Origin of the sequence: Streptomyces sp. NRRL S-1813, from assembly GCF_000719605.1 — a bacterium.
Lineage (GTDB): Bacteria > Actinomycetota > Actinomycetes > Streptomycetales > Streptomycetaceae > Streptomyces > Streptomyces decoyicus.
The window spans coordinates 1-16,637 of the sequence record NZ_JOHB01000010.1 but is presented as its reverse complement, the minus strand read 5'-3'; the positions used below and the strand labels follow the sequence as shown (position 1 = coordinate 16,637).

Annotated in this window: 11 protein-coding genes and 1 pseudogene; 6 read left to right on the top strand and 6 right to left on the bottom strand. The window is 72.7% G+C overall.

The window, feature by feature from the left end:
- Positions 1-120: 120 nt before the first annotated feature.
- Both IF67_RS41575 and IF67_RS44245 read right to left on the bottom strand, forming a co-directional pair.
- Positions 121-1,350, bottom strand: coding sequence for a lipid-transfer protein (locus IF67_RS41575; RefSeq protein WP_199812741.1), 1,230 nt, complete (start codon positions 1,348-1,350; stop codon positions 121-123).
- 207 nt (positions 1,351-1,557) lie between these two features.
- Positions 1,558-1,971: pseudogene (locus tag IF67_RS44245) on the bottom strand (Zn-ribbon domain-containing OB-fold protein); the annotation flags it as partial.
- Positions 1,972-2,492: 521 nt separating this feature from the next.
- On the opposite strand from IF67_RS44245, the gene IF67_RS0116740 reads away from it, so the two are divergent.
- From IF67_RS0116740 to IF67_RS0116725, 4 genes are all read left to right on the top strand, one after another.
- Positions 2,493-3,485, top strand: a complete 993-nt coding sequence (locus tag IF67_RS0116740) for an NUDIX hydrolase (RefSeq protein WP_051818157.1) — start codon at positions 2,493-2,495, stop codon at positions 3,483-3,485.
- Positions 3,482-4,567: a J domain-containing protein gene (locus IF67_RS0116735; protein ID WP_051818150.1), complete on the top strand. Its 1,086-nt coding sequence runs from the start codon at positions 3,482-3,484 to the stop codon at positions 4,565-4,567. The genes IF67_RS0116740 and IF67_RS0116735 overlap by 4 nt, the downstream gene beginning before the upstream one ends.
- Positions 4,568-4,654: 87 nt before the next feature.
- Positions 4,655-5,662, top strand: a complete 1,008-nt coding sequence (locus IF67_RS0116730; RefSeq protein WP_030986404.1) for a hypothetical protein — start codon at positions 4,655-4,657, stop codon at positions 5,660-5,662.
- A 58-nt stretch (positions 5,663-5,720) separates the two neighbouring features.
- Positions 5,721-7,103 carry an adenylosuccinate synthetase gene (locus IF67_RS0116725; RefSeq protein ID WP_078889475.1) on the top strand — a complete coding sequence of 461 codons (1,383 nt, stop codon included), beginning with the start codon at positions 5,721-5,723 and terminating at the stop codon, positions 7,101-7,103.
- On the opposite strand, the gene IF67_RS0116720 is transcribed toward IF67_RS0116725, so the two are convergent.
- Together IF67_RS0116720 and IF67_RS0116715 are read right to left on the bottom strand one after the other, a co-directional pair.
- Positions 7,033-7,878, bottom strand: coding sequence for a M15 family metallopeptidase (locus IF67_RS0116720; protein ID WP_030986399.1), 846 nt, complete (start codon positions 7,876-7,878; stop codon positions 7,033-7,035). The two genes, IF67_RS0116725 and IF67_RS0116720, sit on opposite strands and share 71 nt — an antisense overlap.
- A 188-nt stretch (positions 7,879-8,066) precedes the next feature.
- On the bottom strand, positions 8,067-10,460 hold the full coding sequence (locus IF67_RS0116715) for a glycoside hydrolase family 31 protein (protein ID WP_030986397.1): 2,394 nt from the start codon (positions 10,458-10,460) through the stop codon (positions 8,067-8,069).
- Between the two features lie 341 nt (positions 10,461-10,801).
- Between IF67_RS0116715 and IF67_RS0116710 the strand changes: the two genes are divergently transcribed.
- Both IF67_RS0116710 and IF67_RS0116705 read left to right on the top strand, forming a co-directional pair.
- The gene (locus tag IF67_RS0116710; RefSeq protein ID WP_030986395.1) at positions 10,802-12,832 is read left to right on the top strand and encodes an acetoacetate--CoA ligase; all 2,031 of its coding nucleotides are present in this window, start codon (positions 10,802-10,804) and stop codon (positions 12,830-12,832) included.
- A gap of 148 nt (positions 12,833-12,980) precedes the next feature.
- Positions 12,981-13,907: a hypothetical protein gene (locus tag IF67_RS0116705; protein ID WP_030986393.1), complete on the top strand. Its 927-nt coding sequence runs from the start codon at positions 12,981-12,983 to the stop codon at positions 13,905-13,907.
- Positions 13,908-14,004: 97 nt separating this feature from the next.
- Here the strand turns inward: IF67_RS0116705 and ptsP are convergent, their stop codons facing one another.
- Both ptsP and IF67_RS0116695 read right to left on the bottom strand, forming a co-directional pair.
- Positions 14,005-15,675: a phosphoenolpyruvate--protein phosphotransferase gene (gene ptsP, locus IF67_RS0116700; RefSeq protein WP_030986392.1), complete on the bottom strand. Its 1,671-nt coding sequence runs from the start codon at positions 15,673-15,675 to the stop codon at positions 14,005-14,007.
- Positions 15,676-15,752: 77 nt separating this feature from the next.
- Positions 15,753-16,202, bottom strand: a complete 450-nt coding sequence (locus IF67_RS0116695) for a PTS sugar transporter subunit IIA (RefSeq protein WP_030088803.1) — start codon at positions 16,200-16,202, stop codon at positions 15,753-15,755.
- Positions 16,203-16,637: the final 435 nt, after the last annotated feature.

The window sequence follows — 16,637 nt, the reverse complement described above, 5'->3', positions numbered from 1 at the left end:
TCACCGCTTCCGGGGCCGTGCTCACCGCTCCTGTTCCGGGCCCGTGCTCACCGATTCCGTTTCGGGCTCGCGCTCACCGCTCCTGTTCCGGGCCCGCCCTCACCGCTCCCGCTCTCGTGTTCACCGCACCGCGACGACCGCCGACCCGTGCCCGAACAGCCCTTGGTTGGCGGTCACGCCCACCCGGGCTCCCGCCACCTGCCGCGTGCCCGCCTGCCCCCTCAACTGCCGGGTCAGCTCGCAGACCTGGGCAATGGCCTGGGCCGGGACCGCTTCGCCGAACGAGGCCAGACCGCCGCTGGCATTCACCGGCAGACGCCCGCCCAGCGCCGTCGCGCCGTCCCACAGCAGCTTCGTCCCCTCGCCGGGGCCGCACAGCCCCAGGTCCTCGTACCACTCCAACTCCAGCGCGGTGGACAGGTCGTAGACCTCGGCCAGCGAAAGATCCTCGGGGCCGATCCCGGCCTCCTCGTAGGCGGTGTGCGCGACCGAGGCCCGGAAGCCGGTCTCCGGCGGCGGTACGGCAGCCGCGGAGTCGGTGGCGATATCCGGCAGGTCCAGCACGGTCCGCGGATACTGCGGGGTGGCCGTGGAGACCGCGCGAATCCGGACCGGATCCGTGGCGCCGTGCCGGCGCGCGAACTCCATGCTGGTCAGGACCAGTGCCGCGGCGCCGTCGGAGGTGGCGCAGATGTCCAGCAGCCGCAATGGATCGCAGACCACGGCCGACGCCGCGACCTCCTGCGCGGTGACCCGCTTGCGGTAACGGGCGTACGGATTGGCCGCGCCCGCCGCCGAGTTCTTGACCTTCACCTGCGCGAAGTCGTCGGCCGTATCGCCGTACAGCGCCATCCGGCGGCGCGCGTACAGGCCGAAGTACGCCGGGTTGGTGGCCCCGAGCACCCGGAACCGCAACCAGTCCGGGTCGTCGGGCCGGTCGCCGCCCGCCGGGGCGAAGAAGCCCTTGGGTGCGGCGTCGGCGCCCACCACCAGAGCCACGTCCGCCATCCCCGAGAGGATCTGCGCCCGCGCGGCGCCGATGGCTTGTGCGCCGGACGCGCAGGCCGCATAGACGCTGGTCACCCGGGCGCCCTGCCAGCCCAGCGCCTTGGCGAAGGTCGCGCCTGCCACATAGCCGGGGTAGCCGCCGCGCACCGTGTCCGCGCCGACGATGCTCTGCACGGCGCGCCAGTCGAGCCCGGCGTCCGCGAGCGCCTCCCTGGCCGCGTTCGTGCCGTACTCGACAAAGCTGCGCCCCCATTTGCCCCAGGGATGCATACCCGCGCCGAGCACCGCCACATCCCGGGTCGCGGTGCTTCCGGGGCTCCTCCCTGCCCGTCGCCCACCCACACCTACAGTTTTTTCCCCGCCGCCCACCCCCCTTCGGGGGGTGGGCGGGTGTAGTGATGCGGTTTCCCCGCCGGGAGCGGCGGCTTCCGCTTCTCGGGTGGCGACTTCCGCATCGGGGGCGGCGACGTGTACGGGCGGGGTGCCGGGCTCCGCCTCGTGCGTGCCGGACCGCCGCGCGGCACGCTCCGCGCCGGCCCCCCGCTCACCCCCACTGGGCCGCCAGTGCCACGTCGTCCAGCTGTGCCCGTCGCCCTCGTTGAGGATCCCGGGTACCAGCTCGACCTCCGTGCCCACGGTGAGCTCAGCGGCGCGGACGTCGGGTGCCGCCTGCCCGAGGACCACCATCCGCTCCTCCGCCAGCTCCACGGCGACCAGGAGGTACGGATGCCATTCGGCGTCCGGATCGGAGACGTAGGGGGCGGGCGGGCGATAGCGCGCGTCGGTGTACGACCAGACCGTGCCGTGCCGGGACAGCGGCACCTCCGCCAACTCGTCGCCTCCACACGCGGGGTTGCGGCAGAACGCGTCCTCGCGGGGGAAGAACACCGCGTCGCAGGCCCGGCAGCGTGTCCCCAACAGCCGGAAGTCTGCCGCGTCCGGATCGAACCACCCCGGCACCACCGGCTTGTGCGTATGTGCCACAGACCCTCCCCGACCGCAGACCGACAACCACAGAACCGACGGACCGAACCAATATCTGACGGAACGTCAGGAGTGTGGCACGCTGCCGCTCCGCGCGGAACCCCGGCACAGCCGCCGGGCGATCAAGCCGTTCACGAGGGGGCGCCCGTAACCGAAGTTGCCGGATCGACGCCCGTCCGGACCGTGAACCCGCCACACCTGCTGCACTCACCAAACCTGCCGCACCCGCCGCATTCGCCGTACGGCTCACCGCCGTCACCAAGGAATCCGGCCGGCTGTGCGCCGTCGATGCCGGCGAGCTCACCATCCGGGAAGGGGAGTTCTTCTCCCTCCTCGGCCTCTCCGGCTCCGGCAAGACACCCTGCCGCGCCTGCTCGCCGCCCCTGGCGGACCTGCGGTACGTCACCACTCTCTTGCTCTCCTGGACGCCGCCACCACCCGGTGCTATGTTGTGCTCATTCCGAGAAAGACTCGGAGTGAGAACAACATCGGGGGCGGCTGTGACCACGGATCGGCAGGGCAACGGGAGCGGCGCCGCGCAGGACGACGGCGACAGCGCATTCCTCGCCGCCTACGACCCGCGAGAGTTCCCCGCCATCGCCGTGACCGTCGACATCGTCGCGCTGACGCTGCGCGCGGGGGCCTTGCACATCCTGCTCGTCGAGCGCGGCGGCCGGCCCTTCCAGGGCGCCTGGGCACTGCCGGGCGGATTCGTCCGCGCGGGACGGGAGTCGCTCGATGCGGCCGCGGCCCGCGAACTCGCCGAGGAAACGGGGCTGGACGCCACGCAGCTGGAGCGCGTCCATCTCGAACAGCTCGGTTCGTACGGCGACCCCGGCCGTGACCCGCGCATGCCGGTCGTGACCGTCGCCTACCTGGCCTTCGCGCCCGACCTCCCCGAGGCCCGGGGCGGCGGCGACGCCTCGTCCGCGGCCTGGGTCCCCGTCTCCGCGCTGGATCTCGGCGGTCGGTGCGAGGGCTGCGCGGAGACGCAGGGCCCCGAAAGGGTGACTTCGCAGACTTTCACCGAACCGGACGCGGCCCGGCCGCGTCCCCCAGAGCAGGGTCCGGGGCACGGGATCGACGGGGGTGGTTCCGTGCCCCGGCCCGCCGACGACACGGCGGCGAAGGGGAAGCCCGGCCCGCAGACCCTCCGCCCGCTCGCCTTCGACCACGCCCGCATCGTCGCCGACGGACTCGACCGCGCCCGCGCAAAGATCGAGTACACCCCGCTGGCCACGGCGTTCCTCGCGGAGGAATTCACCATCGTCGAGCTCCGCGGCGTCTATGAATCCATCTGGGGCAGCCCGCTGCACGCCGGGAACTTCCACCGCAAAGTGCTCTCCGTCCCCGGCTTCGTCGAATCCACCGGCGCGACGGCGGCCCGCGGGGGAGCCCGCGGCGGTCCGCGCGCCCGCCTCTACCGTGCGGGCGACGCCCGTCTGCTGCACCCGGCGCTGCTGCGCCCCGACCGGGAGGAGAGCGTGCGATGACCCCCACGGCCGCGGACGCGCCGCGCACTCGCGCCGCCGCCCGCACCGCGCTGGCCGCCGCCCGCCGCCCCGCGGACCTCTTCCCCCACGACGCCACCGCTGCCGCCCGGACCTACCGCAGACTCGCCCGACTGCTGCACCCCGACACCGCGCCGGCCGCCGAACGCCCGTACGCCGAGGCCGAGTTCGCCCGCCTCGACACCCTCTGGCAGCGGCACACCGCCGCCACCCGCCCGACCCTGACCACTCGCCGCCGCACGTACACCCTCGGCGCGCCCCTGGTCGCAGGTGACCTCGCGGTGCTCCGGGAGGCGTCGTACGAGCAGGACGGCACCCGGCACCGCGCGCTGCTGAAGATCCCGCGCGCGGTCACCGACAACGACCTCATGGAGCGTGAGGCCCAGGCGCTGGACCGGCTGGCGCGACACGGCGACCGGCGCCACCGTGCCTATGCACCCCGCCTGCTGGAGTCCTTCCGCCACCATGAGACCGGCACCGGCAGTGAACGCCGCGTCAACGCCCTCGTACCGCCCGACACCCTCGTACCGCCCGACACCCTCGTACCGTCCGGCGGCTTCCACACCCTCGCCGAGGTCCACGACACCCACCCGGACGGACTCGACCCGCGCGACGCCGCCTGGATGTGGCGCAGACTCCTGACCGCCCTCGGCTGGGCACACCGCGCTGGCCGGGTGCAGGGCGCCGTACTCCCCGAACACGTCCTCATCCACCCCGGGTTGCACGGCCTGGTCCTCGTCAACTGGTGCTACAGCACGGCCCTCGGCGACCGTGTCCCCGCGCTCGTCGAACGCCACCGTGCCGCCTATCCGCCGGAGGTCACCGGCCGCCGCCCGGCGACCGAGGCCACCGACATCCACCTCGCCTCCCACACCATGGCCACCCTCATGGGGGAGCGCACCCCGAAGCCGATGCGGGCGTTCCTGCGCGGCTGCACCCTGCCGGCCGAGGCCCGCCGTCCGCACGATGCCTGGCAACTGCTGGCAGAGCTGGACGCGCTCCTCGACCGCCTCTACGGGCCCCGCACCTTCCGCCCGTTCACGATGCCCACACCGCATCCGTGAGCCGTGTGCCGGGCGCGCCGCCCCGTACGGGAGCGCGCCGCACCTCTCTCCACTACACCACCCGCCCACCACACAGGGGGATTCACCATGGGCAGCGGAAACTGGTCCACCGACGTCTACGGCGCCGCGGCGCACTACCGCGCCGCCGCCGGCACCAGCGCCTTCGACTACAGCGACCGTGTCACCACCTCGTCCCCGCGGCACACCTGGACGGCGCACCCCTCGCTCGACCCGAAGGGCCTGGCCACCCGTGAGAGCCGCGACTCCGACGAACACCCCGCCTCGCTCGCCATTTCCGTCCTCTTCGACGTGACCGGGTCGATGCGCGCGGTGCCGCGGGCGCTTCAGACCAAACTTCCCGAGCTGTTCGGCCTGCTGCTGCGCAAGGGGTACGTCGAGCACCCGCAGATCCTCTTCGGGGCCGTCGGCGACGCCACCTGCGACCGGGTACCGCTCCAGATCGGGCAGTTCGAGTCCGACAACCGTATGGACGACGACCTCGGCAACATCCTCCTGGAAGGCGGTGGAGGCGGCCAGATGACCGAGTCCTACGAGCTCGCCCTCTACGCCATGGCGCGCCACACCAGCATCGACTGCCACGAGAAGCGCGGCCGCCGCGGCTACCTCTTCCTCATCGGCGACGAGATGCCCTACGGGAAGGTCAAGGCCCGCGAGGTCCGCGCGGTCTTCGGCGACGAGCTCAGCGAAGACCTCCCGCTCCCCTCGGTCCTCGCCGAGGTACAGCGGAAATTCGATGTCTACTTCATCGTCCCGGCCGGTGCCGCCCATGTCGGCAACACCGCCGTCCTGCGCACCTGGCGCAAGCTCCTCGGCCAGAACGTCATCGAACTCGACGACCTCGGCGCGGTCTGCGAAACCCTCGCCCTGACCGTCGGGCTCGGCGAGGAAGCCATCGACCTCGCCGCCGGACTCGACGACCTCGCCGACATCGGCTCCGACGCGGGCGGCACCGTCGGCAAGGCGCTGGCCACGCTCGGCCGCGGCCGGGGCACCGTCGCGCACTCCACGGCGCCCCTGCTCGACACCCCCGGCGCTCCCGGCGCCCCCGGACCGGGCGGCACCACCCGGCTGTGACCCCCGGGACACCGTGTCCCCTCGGAAATCTGTGCCCCCTCGGAAAGAGGAACCCTCCGTGCACACCATCGTGGTCGATCTCGGCTACGGCGACGCGGGCAAGGGCACCGTCGTCGACCGGCTCTGCGTCCCCCGACCGGACGCGGCGCCGGTCACGGCGGTGATCCGCTTCAACGGCGGCGCCCAGGCGGCCCACAACGTCGTCACCACCGACGGCCGCCACCACACCTTCGCCCAGTTCGGCTCCGGCACCTTCAGCGGCGTCCCCACCCATCTGTCCCACCTGATGCTGGTGGACCCCTTGGCGCTCGCCACGGAGGCCCGGCATCTCGCCTCGCTCGGCGTCCCGGACCCGCTCGCGCTGCTGACCGTGGACCGGCGCGCCCGTCTCACCACGCCCTACCACGCGGCCGCCAACCGGGCCCGGGAGCGCGCCCGCGGCACCGCCCGGCACGGCTCCTGCGGCATGGGCATCGGCGAAACCGCCGCCTACGCACTCGCCCATCCCGCCGACGCCCCGACGGCCGGCGACTGCACCTCCCGTACGGCCCTGCGCCGCAAACTCACCCTGCTGCGCGACCGCCTCACCGCCGCGGTGGGCCCGCTCGACGCACCACCCGTCGACGCCTGCCTGGACGCCTGCACCGCCTTCGCCGACCACGTCACGCTCGTCGACGAGACCCATCTGCCCGGCCTGCTGCGCCGCGGCCCGGCCGTCTTCGAAGGCGCCCAGGGCGTCCTGCTGGACGAAGGGCACGGTTTCCACCCCTACACCACCTGGTCCACCACCACCTTCGACGGCGCCGAAACCCTCCTCGCCGAGGCCGGCCGGCCACACACCGCGCTGCGCCTGGGCGTCGTACGGACCTATACGACCCGGCACGGCCCCGGCCCGCTCGTCACCGAGGACCCCGCCCTGGCAGCCGCCCTCCCCGAGCCGCACAACGGCCACGGCCGCTGGCAAGGAGCCTTCCGCGCCGGCCACTTCGACGTTCCCGCGCACGCCTACGCCCTCGCTGCCTGCGGGGGAGTGGACGCCCTCGCCGTCACCCATCTCGACGCCCCGGCCCGCCACCGCGCGCTGCGCCTCGCCCACGGCTACCGCACCCCGGACGGACTCATGGACCGCATCCCGGCCGCGCGGCCGGGCGACCTCCGCCGCCAACAGGCGCTCACCGACCAGTTGTCGAGCGCCCGCCCGGACCGCTGGCAGACGCCCGGCAGCGACCCGCACGCCTGGACCGACGCCCTCTCCGCCGCCTTGTCCGCCCCGGTCCTCCTGGAGTCCTACGGACCGACGGCGGCGGACAAGGCAGGGCCGCTGGCCGGGCTGCCGACAGGGCCTCTGGCCGGGCCGCCGGCGCGGGCGGTCAGTGCCGGACGAGCGACCGCCGGGCGACCGGGAAGTCGAAGTAGGTGTCCGGAAACGTCTCCGGCGTGAAGGTGTAGTGCCACCACTCGTACGGGTAGTTGACGAAGCCGGCGCGCTCCATGCCGTCCTTCAGCAGCAGCCGGTTCGCCCGCTGCGCGCCCTTGATCCGCGGGTCGAGGGTGTGCGCCAGGGTGTCAAAACAGTCGAAGCCGGTTCCCATGTCCAGTGAATTGTCCGGGAAGCGGGCCGCTTTCGGGCCGTGGCATGACGACAACGGCTCCCCGGGGACGTACGGCCGGGTCGGCAGGGCCGGCAGCCGCACCAGTGTCAGATCGAGCGTGCTGCCCCTGCTGTGCCCGGACTTCTCCGCGATATAGCCGTCCCGGAAGAGCATCGACTTGTCGACCCGCGGATAGAACTCGCCCTTCATCCGCTGGTCGCCGAGGTCCTTGGCCCAGGCCACGAAGTGGTTCACGGCGCGCTGCGGCCGGTAGCAGTCATAGACCTTGAGGGAGTATCCGCGGCCCAGGAACGAGCGCTGCGCCCGGTGCAACGCCCGTGCCGCATCCCGGGTCAGCAGGCACATCGGCGCCCGGTAGCCGGTCACCGGCACCCCCATGAAGGTGTGCGGGGTGACGTAGCGCATCTCCTGGATGATCGTGGGATCCACGTCCCGCAGTGCGACGAACTCCCTCGGAGCCTTGGGGTCGTTGGCCGGATGCGACGACGGTGCCCCGCGGTGCGGGAGAGTGCCCGCCGCCGCACCCGAAGGGACAGCGGCGACGGTGATCAGCGCGGTGGCAGCGGCAGCAAGGCCGCGCAGCGCGGCAACAAGTCTCGGCATGGCCCCCGTTTACCAGCCACGGCAGCAGGAGGGGAAGACCCGCCGCACCACCGGTCCGCCGCGGCAACAGGCCCAACTATGCGCCGCACCCGCCCCTTCCGCCCCGCTGTCTTGCCGTCCGCCACACCGCCGATCCGCCTACGCCTCCAGCCGGCCCGGCCCGACCGCCTCCAGCCGGCCCGGCCCGGCTACGCCTCCGCCCCCTCCTCCAGCCCCCGCACCCGCACCGGATACCCCACCGCGTCCCCGTCCCGCCGCTCCACGACCACCCGGGCGCCCTCCCGCCGCGAGACGAAGCGCTCGACGGTCGGCCGCTGCCAGCCGTCCCCGGCGTCCGGCACCACCAGCCCGCTGCCCCCGCGGCCGGGCACCGGCGCCCACACCTCCAGCTCCGTCCCGCCGTCCGCCCCCGTCACCGGCAGCACGGCCCCGGCCCGTGCCAGCACCGGAATCCGCGACAGCGGCGCTTCCACCCACACCTGCCCGGGGCCGTCGTACGCCCGCCCGCTCGCGGTGTCGTACCACCGGCCGCGCGGCAGCCGCACCGGCCGCCGGGTCACGCCCGCCGCCAGTACCGGCGCCACCAGCAGCGCATCCCCCAGCAGAAAGGCGTCCTCGCAGTCCCGCAGCGCCCGGTCCCGCGGCGTGCTCCACCACACCGGCCGGACATACGGGGCCCCGGTCAGCCGCGCCAGCTGCCCCAGCGTCTCGAAGTACGGCAGCAGCCGCTGCCGTTCGTACAGCGCTGTACGGGCCGCTTCGAGCACCTCCGTCCCGTACTCCCACGGCTCCCGCCGCCCCGCCCCGAACGCCGAATGCGTACGGAACAGGGGCATACAGGAACCCAGTTGGAACCACCGCAGATACAGCTCCGGGGACGGCACCCCGGAGAACCCGCCGATATCGGGACCGCTGTACGGCACCCCGCACAGCCCCAGCCCCAGCACCAGCGACAGCGAAGCGCGCAGCCCCGGCCAGCCCGTCGCCACATCGCCCGACCAGCTGCCCCCGTAGCGCTGCATCCCCGCCCAGCCCGAACGGGAGAACAGGAACGGCCGCTCGGCCGGCCGCAGTTCGCACAGCCCCTCGAAGCCGGCCCGTGCCATCGCCAGGCCGTAGACGTTGTGCGCCTCCCGGTGGTCGCCGCCCCGCCCCTCCAGCGCATGCCGTGCCGAGCGCGGCAGTGTCCGCTCCCCGAAAGCGGCAAAGGAGACCGGCTCGTTCATGTCGTGCCAGAACCCCGAGAAGCCCTGCGCCAGCCGCTCCGCGTAGAGCGCCCCCCACCACTTGCGCGCCCGCGCATCGGTGAAATCCGGGTACACCGACTCGCCCGGCCACACCACCCCGCGGACCTCCTGCCCCTGTGCGTCCCGGACGAAGGCGTCCGCCGCCGCCCCGCCCTCGTAGACCGCGTCCCCAGGCTCCGCTTTCACCGCCGGATCCACGATCGACACCAGCCGTGTCCCGTCCGCCCGCAACTCCCGCGCCAGACCCGGCAGATCCGGATAGCGCTGCCGGTCGACGGTGAAGACCCGGTGCCGGTCGTAGTGGTCGATGTCCAAATGGACCGCCGACAGCGGAAGTTCGCGCTCCTTGTAGCCCGCCACCACCCGGCGCACCTCGGCCTCCCCGCCGAAGCCCCAGCGGGCGTGCTGATATCCCAGCGCCCACTGCGGCGGCAGCGCGGGCGCCCCGGTCAGCGCCGTCCAGCCCTGGAGCACCCGGGCCGGGGTGCCCGCCAGCACCCAGTAGCGCAGCGGTCCGCCGTCCATCCGCAGCTCACAGGTGCCCGGCCGGTCATGACCCGAGCCCGCGCCCTCCGCGCCCTCGCGCAGCGTCACCCGGCCGTCCCAGGAATTGTCGTGGAAGACCAGATGCGTACCGGCGTCGGCCACCACCAGCTGGACGGGCATCGTCAGCGACAGCGGATCGTCCCCCGGACCGAAGGCGCCACCGGGATCCGTGTTCCACAGCCGGTACGCACCGTCCCGCAGCCGCGGCCCGTGCGCCCGGCCGCCCAGCCCGAAGAACCGGGCATCGGCCGCGACCTCCGCCCGCTGCACCCAGCGCGCGGCACCGCCCTCTGGCCGCCCGCCCGCACCCTCCGCGGCTATGCCCTCCCACCAGCGCGGCGGCAACTCCCGCCGCAGCACCGCCCCGCCGGGCGTCCGCACCTCCACCGCACCGTGCCGGGAGACCACCACCAGCACCCGCTCGGAGACCACCCGCCAGCCGCCGTCCGTATCGGGCTCCAGCACCACCCGCGCGTCCACTTCGGGACACGCCCCGGCCAGTGCGTACGACGGCTCCGGCTCGGCACCGTCCCAGCCGCAGAACACCGCCCCGCCCGCGGCGACCCGCACCCGCAGCGACGACCGGGCGAAGTGGATCACTCCGCCGCCCGGCTGGGACTCCGCGCCGCGCGCCGCGCCCGGGACCCGTGCCCGCTCGGCCGTGCGGCGCGGCAGCGCGAGCGCATCCGCCCGCCGTGCCCGCCACGCCGTACGCACGGACCGTAGCCCCTGCGCCGGCCCGATCGCCTTGATCATCCGTACCGACCGCACCAGATCCCGCCCGTCCATGCCGGTCAGCCTGCCATTTCCGGCCGGGTGCGCGGGCACCGTTCAACTGCCGTTCACCTGCACCGGGTCACGCTCGGCCACCTTCAGGCCCGCGGATCGCCGTCCGATGGCTGAATCTCGCCGTATGTCCCCCTGTGCGCCCCCGGAACCGTCCCGCACCACATGCCGCCACCACATCCGCCACCCCCCGAATGTGGGGAGACCACCCTGGTGCGGAAGTCGATCACATGGCATCGTCCAGGCAAGCCGTGTCACGCGCACACGCCCATCCGCTGGGCCGGGGGACCCCCGCCGCCGTGCGCGCCCGACGCCTACGACGCGTACCGCCCGGGAGCCGCATCATGACCACCGCACCGCAGTCCGCCCCGCAGCCGGAACCCCTCTGGCAACCAGGCCCGGACCGTATCGCCGGCGCACAGGTCACCCGCTTCCACGCCTGGGCGGCCACGCACCACGGCGCACCCGCCCCCACCCCCGGCGACCCCGCCACGAGCTACGCCGCTCTGCACCGCTGGTCCGTCGACGACCTCCCCGCCTTCTGGCAGGCCACCGCGGAGTGGTTCGACGTCCGCTTCGCCACCCCGTACGAGACCGTCCTCGCCGACCGGGCGATGCCCGGCGCCCGCTGGTTCCCCGGCGCCACCCTCAACTACGCCGAGCACGCCCTGCGCGCCGCCCAGGACCCGGCCCGCGCCGACGCCCCCGCGCTGCTGTACGTCGACGAGACCCATGAGCCCACCCCCGTCACCTGGACGGAGCTGCGCGCCCAGGTCGGGTCACTGGCCGCCGAACTCCGCCGCCTCGGCGTCCGCCCCGGCGACCGCGTCAGCGCCTACGTCCCCAACATCCCGCAGGCCGTCGTGGCGCTCCTCGCCACCGCCGCGGTCGGCGGCGTATGGACCTCCTGCGCCCCCGACTTCGGCGCCCGCAGCGTGCTGGACCGCTTCCAGCAGATCGAACCCGTCGTCCTGTTCACCGTCGACGGCTACCGCTACGGCGGCAAGGAACACGACCGCCGCGACACCGTCGCCGAACTCCGCGCCGAACTTCCCACCGTGCGTGCCGTCGTCCACATCCCCCTGCTCGGCACCCCCGCCCCCGAAGGCGCCCTGAACTGGTCGGACCTGACCTCGAACGACACCGAACCGGTCTTCGAGCAGCTCCCGTTCGACCACCCGCTGTGGGTCCTGTACTCCTCCGGCACCACCGGCCTGCCCAAGGCCATCGTCCAGTCCCAGGGCGGCATCCTGCTCGAACATCTCAAGCAGACCGGCCTGCACTGCGACCTCGGCCCCGACGACCGGTTCTTCTGGTACACCTCCACCGGCTGGATGATGTGGAACTTCCTCGTCGCCGGTCTCCTGGTGGGCTCCACGATCGTGCTCTACGACGGCAGCCCCGGCCACCCCGACATCTCCGCCCAATGGCGGGTCGCCGAAACCACCCGCGCCACCGTCTTCGGCACCTCCGCCGCCTACGTCATGGCCTGCCGCAAGGCCGGTATCCACCCGGCCCGCGACCTCGACCTCTCCGCCGTCACCTGCGTCGCCACCACCGGCTCCCCGCTCCCGCCGGACGGCTTCCGCTGGCTGCACGACTCCTTCGCGGAGAGCGGCGCCGACCTGTGGACCGCCTCCGTCAGCGGCGGCACCGACGTCTGTAGCTGCTTCGCCGGCGCCGTCCCGACCCTGCCCGTCCACATCGGCGAACTCCAGGCACCCTGCCTCGGCACCGACCTCCAGGCCTGGGACCCCCAGGGCAAGCCGGTCGTCGACGAGGTCGGCGAGCTCGTCGTCACCAACCCCATGCCGTCCATGCCCACCCGCTTCTGGAACGACCCCGAGGGCACCCGCTACCACGACAGCTACTTCGACATGTACCCCGGCGTCTGGCGGCACGGCGACTGGATCACCGTCACCTCCCGCGGCAGCGTCGTCATCCACGGCCGCTCCGACTCCACCCTCAACCGCCAGGGCGTCCGGATGGGGTCCGCCGACATCTACGAAGCCGTCGAACGGCTCCCCGAGATCCGCGAATCCCTCGTCATCGGCCTGGAGCTCCCCGACGGCGGCTACTGGATGCCGCTCTTCATCCACCTCGCCCCCGGCGCCACCCTCGACGACGCCCTGCGCGACCGCATCAAGCGGACCATCCGTGACCAGCTCTCGCCCCGCCACGTCCCCGACGACATCATCGAAGCCCCCGGTGTCCCGCACACCCTCACCGGCAAACGCATCGAGGTCCCCGTCAAGCGCCTCCTCCAGGGCACCCCGCTCGACAAGGCCGTCAACCCCGGCTCCGTCGACAACCTCGAACTGCTCCGCTTCTACGAGCGGGTGGCCCGCGAGCGCGCCGCCGACAGCGCGCAGTAGGCCCGTCCGGCGCCGGACCGCCAGGGCACCCACGCCCCGCGGTCCGGCGCCGCGCCGCATTGTCAGACCCCTCGATTACTCTCTGTGACAAGTGATATACGGCCGCCGCACCTCGGACAGAGCCGGCGCATCTCACTCAGGGGGAGTCATGACATCCGCATCCCGGCACACCGACCCGTCCACCGCCCGACGCGCACTACGCCGCGAAGTCCCCAGCAGCGCCGCCGTCCTGGCCGACGAGCAGGACTTCAGCGCCATGCGCCGCTACCGCACCTTCCCGTTCGACGACCACCGCAGCTACCTCCGGCAGATGGAGACCCTGCTGCGCCGCTTCGCCTCCCAGGGCGTGCTCACGACCATCAGCCTCTTCGACCCGGCCGCCTACGAGAAATACTGCGCGGACCTCGCCCTGGACCCGGACCGCCCCGACAGCCGCAGCCGCTACACCGCCGAAGTCGCCCGCACCGGCGCCACCTTGACCTACCAGGGCGAGCCGCTGACCCAGCTGCTCCCGTTACTCGTCGAAGAAGCCGACCGCCAGGCGACCTGGGACCACGCCTCCGGCCTCCTGGCCCGCGCCGGCACCTGCGAGGAGTGCGGCGAAGACCTGGGCCACGCCGCCTTCGCCCGCGCCACCCAGGCCCTCCAGCAGCTTCTGGCCTCCCTCGGCGAAGGCACCCACCACCTCGTCTGCTCCGTCGCGGCCGGAGAGCCGCCCCTCCTGGCGGTCCTCCACGCCACCGGCCGCGACGGCGCCCGGCCCCGGCTCGCCGAATCCGAGACCCTCGTCTTCTGCACGGTCCTCGCCGCCGGCTTCGCCCTGCGCACCCCCGGCGGCCTCGTCTCCCGCACCACCACCGCCCCCACCGACCGTGACGCCACCGGCGACGGTGCCCACGACACGGTCCGCGGCTGGACCCTCGGCGACTCCTGGCCCCGCCCCCTCGGTGCCGCCGAGGTCTTCACGGCCTACTGCACCGACGCCGACACCGGCGAACCGATCCCGCCCGAGCACCGCGTCGACTACGCCCCCGGCCTCCCCCTCACACCCCCGCCCGACCCCCACCACCACTGACCGCACCACCCCGCCCGGCCCACAAACACACAACGGCCGCCCGCCCAGAAGGGCGGGACGGCCGTCAACACTCCTGCGACGCATGCGCCGCGCGAGATCACTCCCCGGAGAGCACCGCCTGCGCGGCAGCCCGCGCATCCTCGGCGGTGTCCGCGGCACGCGCCGCGGCCGCCGCCCGCTCGCACTGCGCCAGCGTGTGCTTGGACAGCGTCGACCGCACGTACGGAAGCGATGCCGCACCCATCGAAAGGCTGGTGACCCCGAGCCCCGTCAGCACACACGCCAACAGTGGATCGGAGGCCGCCTCACCACAGACACCACAGCTCTTGCCCTCGGCCTTGGCCGCCTCGGCCGAAACCGCCACCAGATCCAGCAGCGCCGGCTGCCAGGGATCCTGGAGCCGCGAGACGGCACCGACCTGACGGTCGGCGGCGAAGGTGTACTGCGCCAGGTCGTTGGTCCCCAGCGAAAGGAACTCGACCTCCTGAAGAATCGACCGCGCCCGCAGAGCCGCCGACGGGATCTCCACCATCGCGCCGAACTTCGCCCGCAGCCCGGCCTCCCGGCAGGCATCCGCGAACGCCTTCGCGTCGATCCGGTCCGCCACCATCGGCGCCATGACCTCGAGGTAGACCGGCAGCCCCTCGGCCGCCTTCGCCAGCGCCGTCAGCTGCGTACGCAGCACATCGGGGTGGTCGAGCAGCGTCCGCAGCCCCCGCACACCCAGCGCGGGGTTCGGCTCATCGGCCGGCGTCAGGAAGTCCAGCGGCTTATCGGCACCGGCGTCCAGCACGCGCACGACCACGCGGCCCTCCGGAAACGCCTCCAGCACCTTCCGGTACGCCTCGACCTGCTTCTCCTCGGACGGCGCGCTCTTGCTGTCGTCCAGGAACAGGAACTCGGTACGGAAGAGACCGACACCCTCGGCCCCGGCCTCGACCGCCGCGGCCACATCACCGGGTCCGCCGACATTCGCCAGCAGCGGCACCTTGTGCCCGTCGGACGTGGCACCCGGACCGGACGACGCCGCCAGCGCGGCCTTCCGCTCCGCCGCGGCCTGCTCCAGCACCGCACGCTTCTCGGCGCTCGGCTCCACGAACACCTCACCGGTGCTGCCGTCGACCGCGATGACCGTGCCCTCGACGAGTTCACCCGCACCGGGCAGCGCGACGATGGCCGGCACACCCAGCGCCCGCGCGAGAATCGCGCTGTGGCTGGTCGGCCCGCCCTCCTCGGTCACGAACCCGAGCACCAGCGTCGGGTCGAGCAGCGCGGTGTCGGCCGGCGCCAGATCGCGCGCGATCAGCACATACGGCTCATCGCTGTCCGGCACACCCGGCATCGGCACACCCAGCAGCCGGGCGACGATCCGGTTGCGCACATCATCGAGGTCGGCGACCCGGCCCGCGAGGTACTCACCGGCACCGGCGAGCAGCGCCCGATAGGCGGCGAACGCGTCATACACACCGCGCTCGGCGGTGGAGCCGACGGCGATCCGCCGCTCGACATCAGCAATCAGCTCGGGGTCCTGAGCCATCAGTGCCTGGGCCTCCAGCACGGCCTGGGCCTCGCCGCCCGCCAGATTCCCCCGCGCTATCAGGTCAGCGGCAACAGCTTCCACGGCCTGCCGGGCACGCCCCTGCTCGCGCTCCGCCTCGTCCGCCGGAATCTGCTTGGCCGGCGGCTCGAGGACCGCCGTGCCCATGTGCCGCACCTCGCCGATCGCCACACCGTGGCTGACGCCGACGCCTCGCAGCGTTGTCTCCATTGCACCCGTCTCCGGTTGATGCGACGGGCGAAGCCGCCGCGATGGATGTCGTACCTGCCGTTCGGGACGGCGCCCGGCTACTGCCAGGAGAAGAGCTGGTCGCCCGCCTTGACGTCGCCGTCCTCGCGCACCTCGCCGAGCGAGTCCGCGGTGGCCTCCAGCGCGACGACCGGGCACACCGGCGACTTACCGGCCTCCTCGACCGCCGCCGGGTTCCAGCGCACGATCTCCTGGCCGCGGGCAACGGTGTCACCCTTGTTCACGAGCAGCTCGAAGCCCTCGCCATTGAGCTGGACGGTGTCGATACCAAGGTGGGTGAGCACGCCGTGCCCCTCGGAGTCGACGACGACGAACGCGTGCGGGTGCAGCGATACGAGAACACCGTCCACGGGCGAAACAGCAGTAGACGGCTCACGCACCGGATCGATGGCGGTACCGGGACCCACCATCGCTCCGGAGAACACCGGGTCGGGCACAGCCGCGAGTCCGATGGCGCGTCCGGCAAGAGGGGACGTCACGGTGGTCATGGGAAGCCTCCCAGGGGTGGAGATTCATCAGGCCGCCGTCACTACCTGTCCTGGACGGCGCACCGTTCAGAAGCGTAAGTCATAAGAACTGACGGTTCCGCATGAGAGACGCCGGGTTGCGGAGCGCGCGTCCCGCTGAATCGATTTGCCTCGCCCACACCGGAGCTGTAGTGTCTGAGACCTGCCCCGGACAGCAAGGACGCAATCAATTGCGTCCGGTTGAGGTGGGCGGCACTCCCAGCGTCTTGATCGCGACTCAAGAATTGCGCGCATCTGCATTTTTTTGCAGAAAAGCGGCGGTTCGGAAGACGAAAAAGGCCTGATAGAGTGTGAAACACCGAAGGGAAGCGCCCGGAGATCCTGGTGAAACAGGAACAAAGGAAGCGTCCGTTCCTTGAGAACTCAACAGCGTGCCAAAAGTCAACGCCAGATATG

Coding starts and splice junctions, on each gene's coding strand:
- IF67_RS0116735 (WP_051818150.1), top strand. CDS start 3,482: ATGACCCCCACGGCCGCGGACGCGCCGCGCACTCGCGCCGCCGCCCGC.
- IF67_RS0116730 (WP_030986404.1), top strand. CDS start 4,655: ATGGGCAGCGGAAACTGGTCCACCGACGTCTACGGCGCCGCGGCGCAC.
- IF67_RS0116720 (WP_030986399.1), bottom strand. CDS start 7,878: ATGCCGAGACTTGTTGCCGCGCTGCGCGGCCTTGCTGCCGCTGCCACC.
- IF67_RS0116715 (WP_030986397.1), bottom strand. CDS start 10,460: ATGGACGGGCGGGATCTGGTGCGGTCGGTACGGATGATCAAGGCGATC.
- IF67_RS0116710 (WP_030986395.1), top strand. CDS start 10,802: ATGACCACCGCACCGCAGTCCGCCCCGCAGCCGGAACCCCTCTGGCAA.
- IF67_RS0116705 (WP_030986393.1), top strand. CDS start 12,981: ATGACATCCGCATCCCGGCACACCGACCCGTCCACCGCCCGACGCGCA.
- ptsP (WP_030986392.1), bottom strand. CDS start 15,675: ATGGAGACAACGCTGCGAGGCGTCGGCGTCAGCCACGGTGTGGCGATC.
- IF67_RS0116695 (WP_030088803.1), bottom strand. CDS start 16,202: ATGACCACCGTGACGTCCCCTCTTGCCGGACGCGCCATCGGACTCGCG.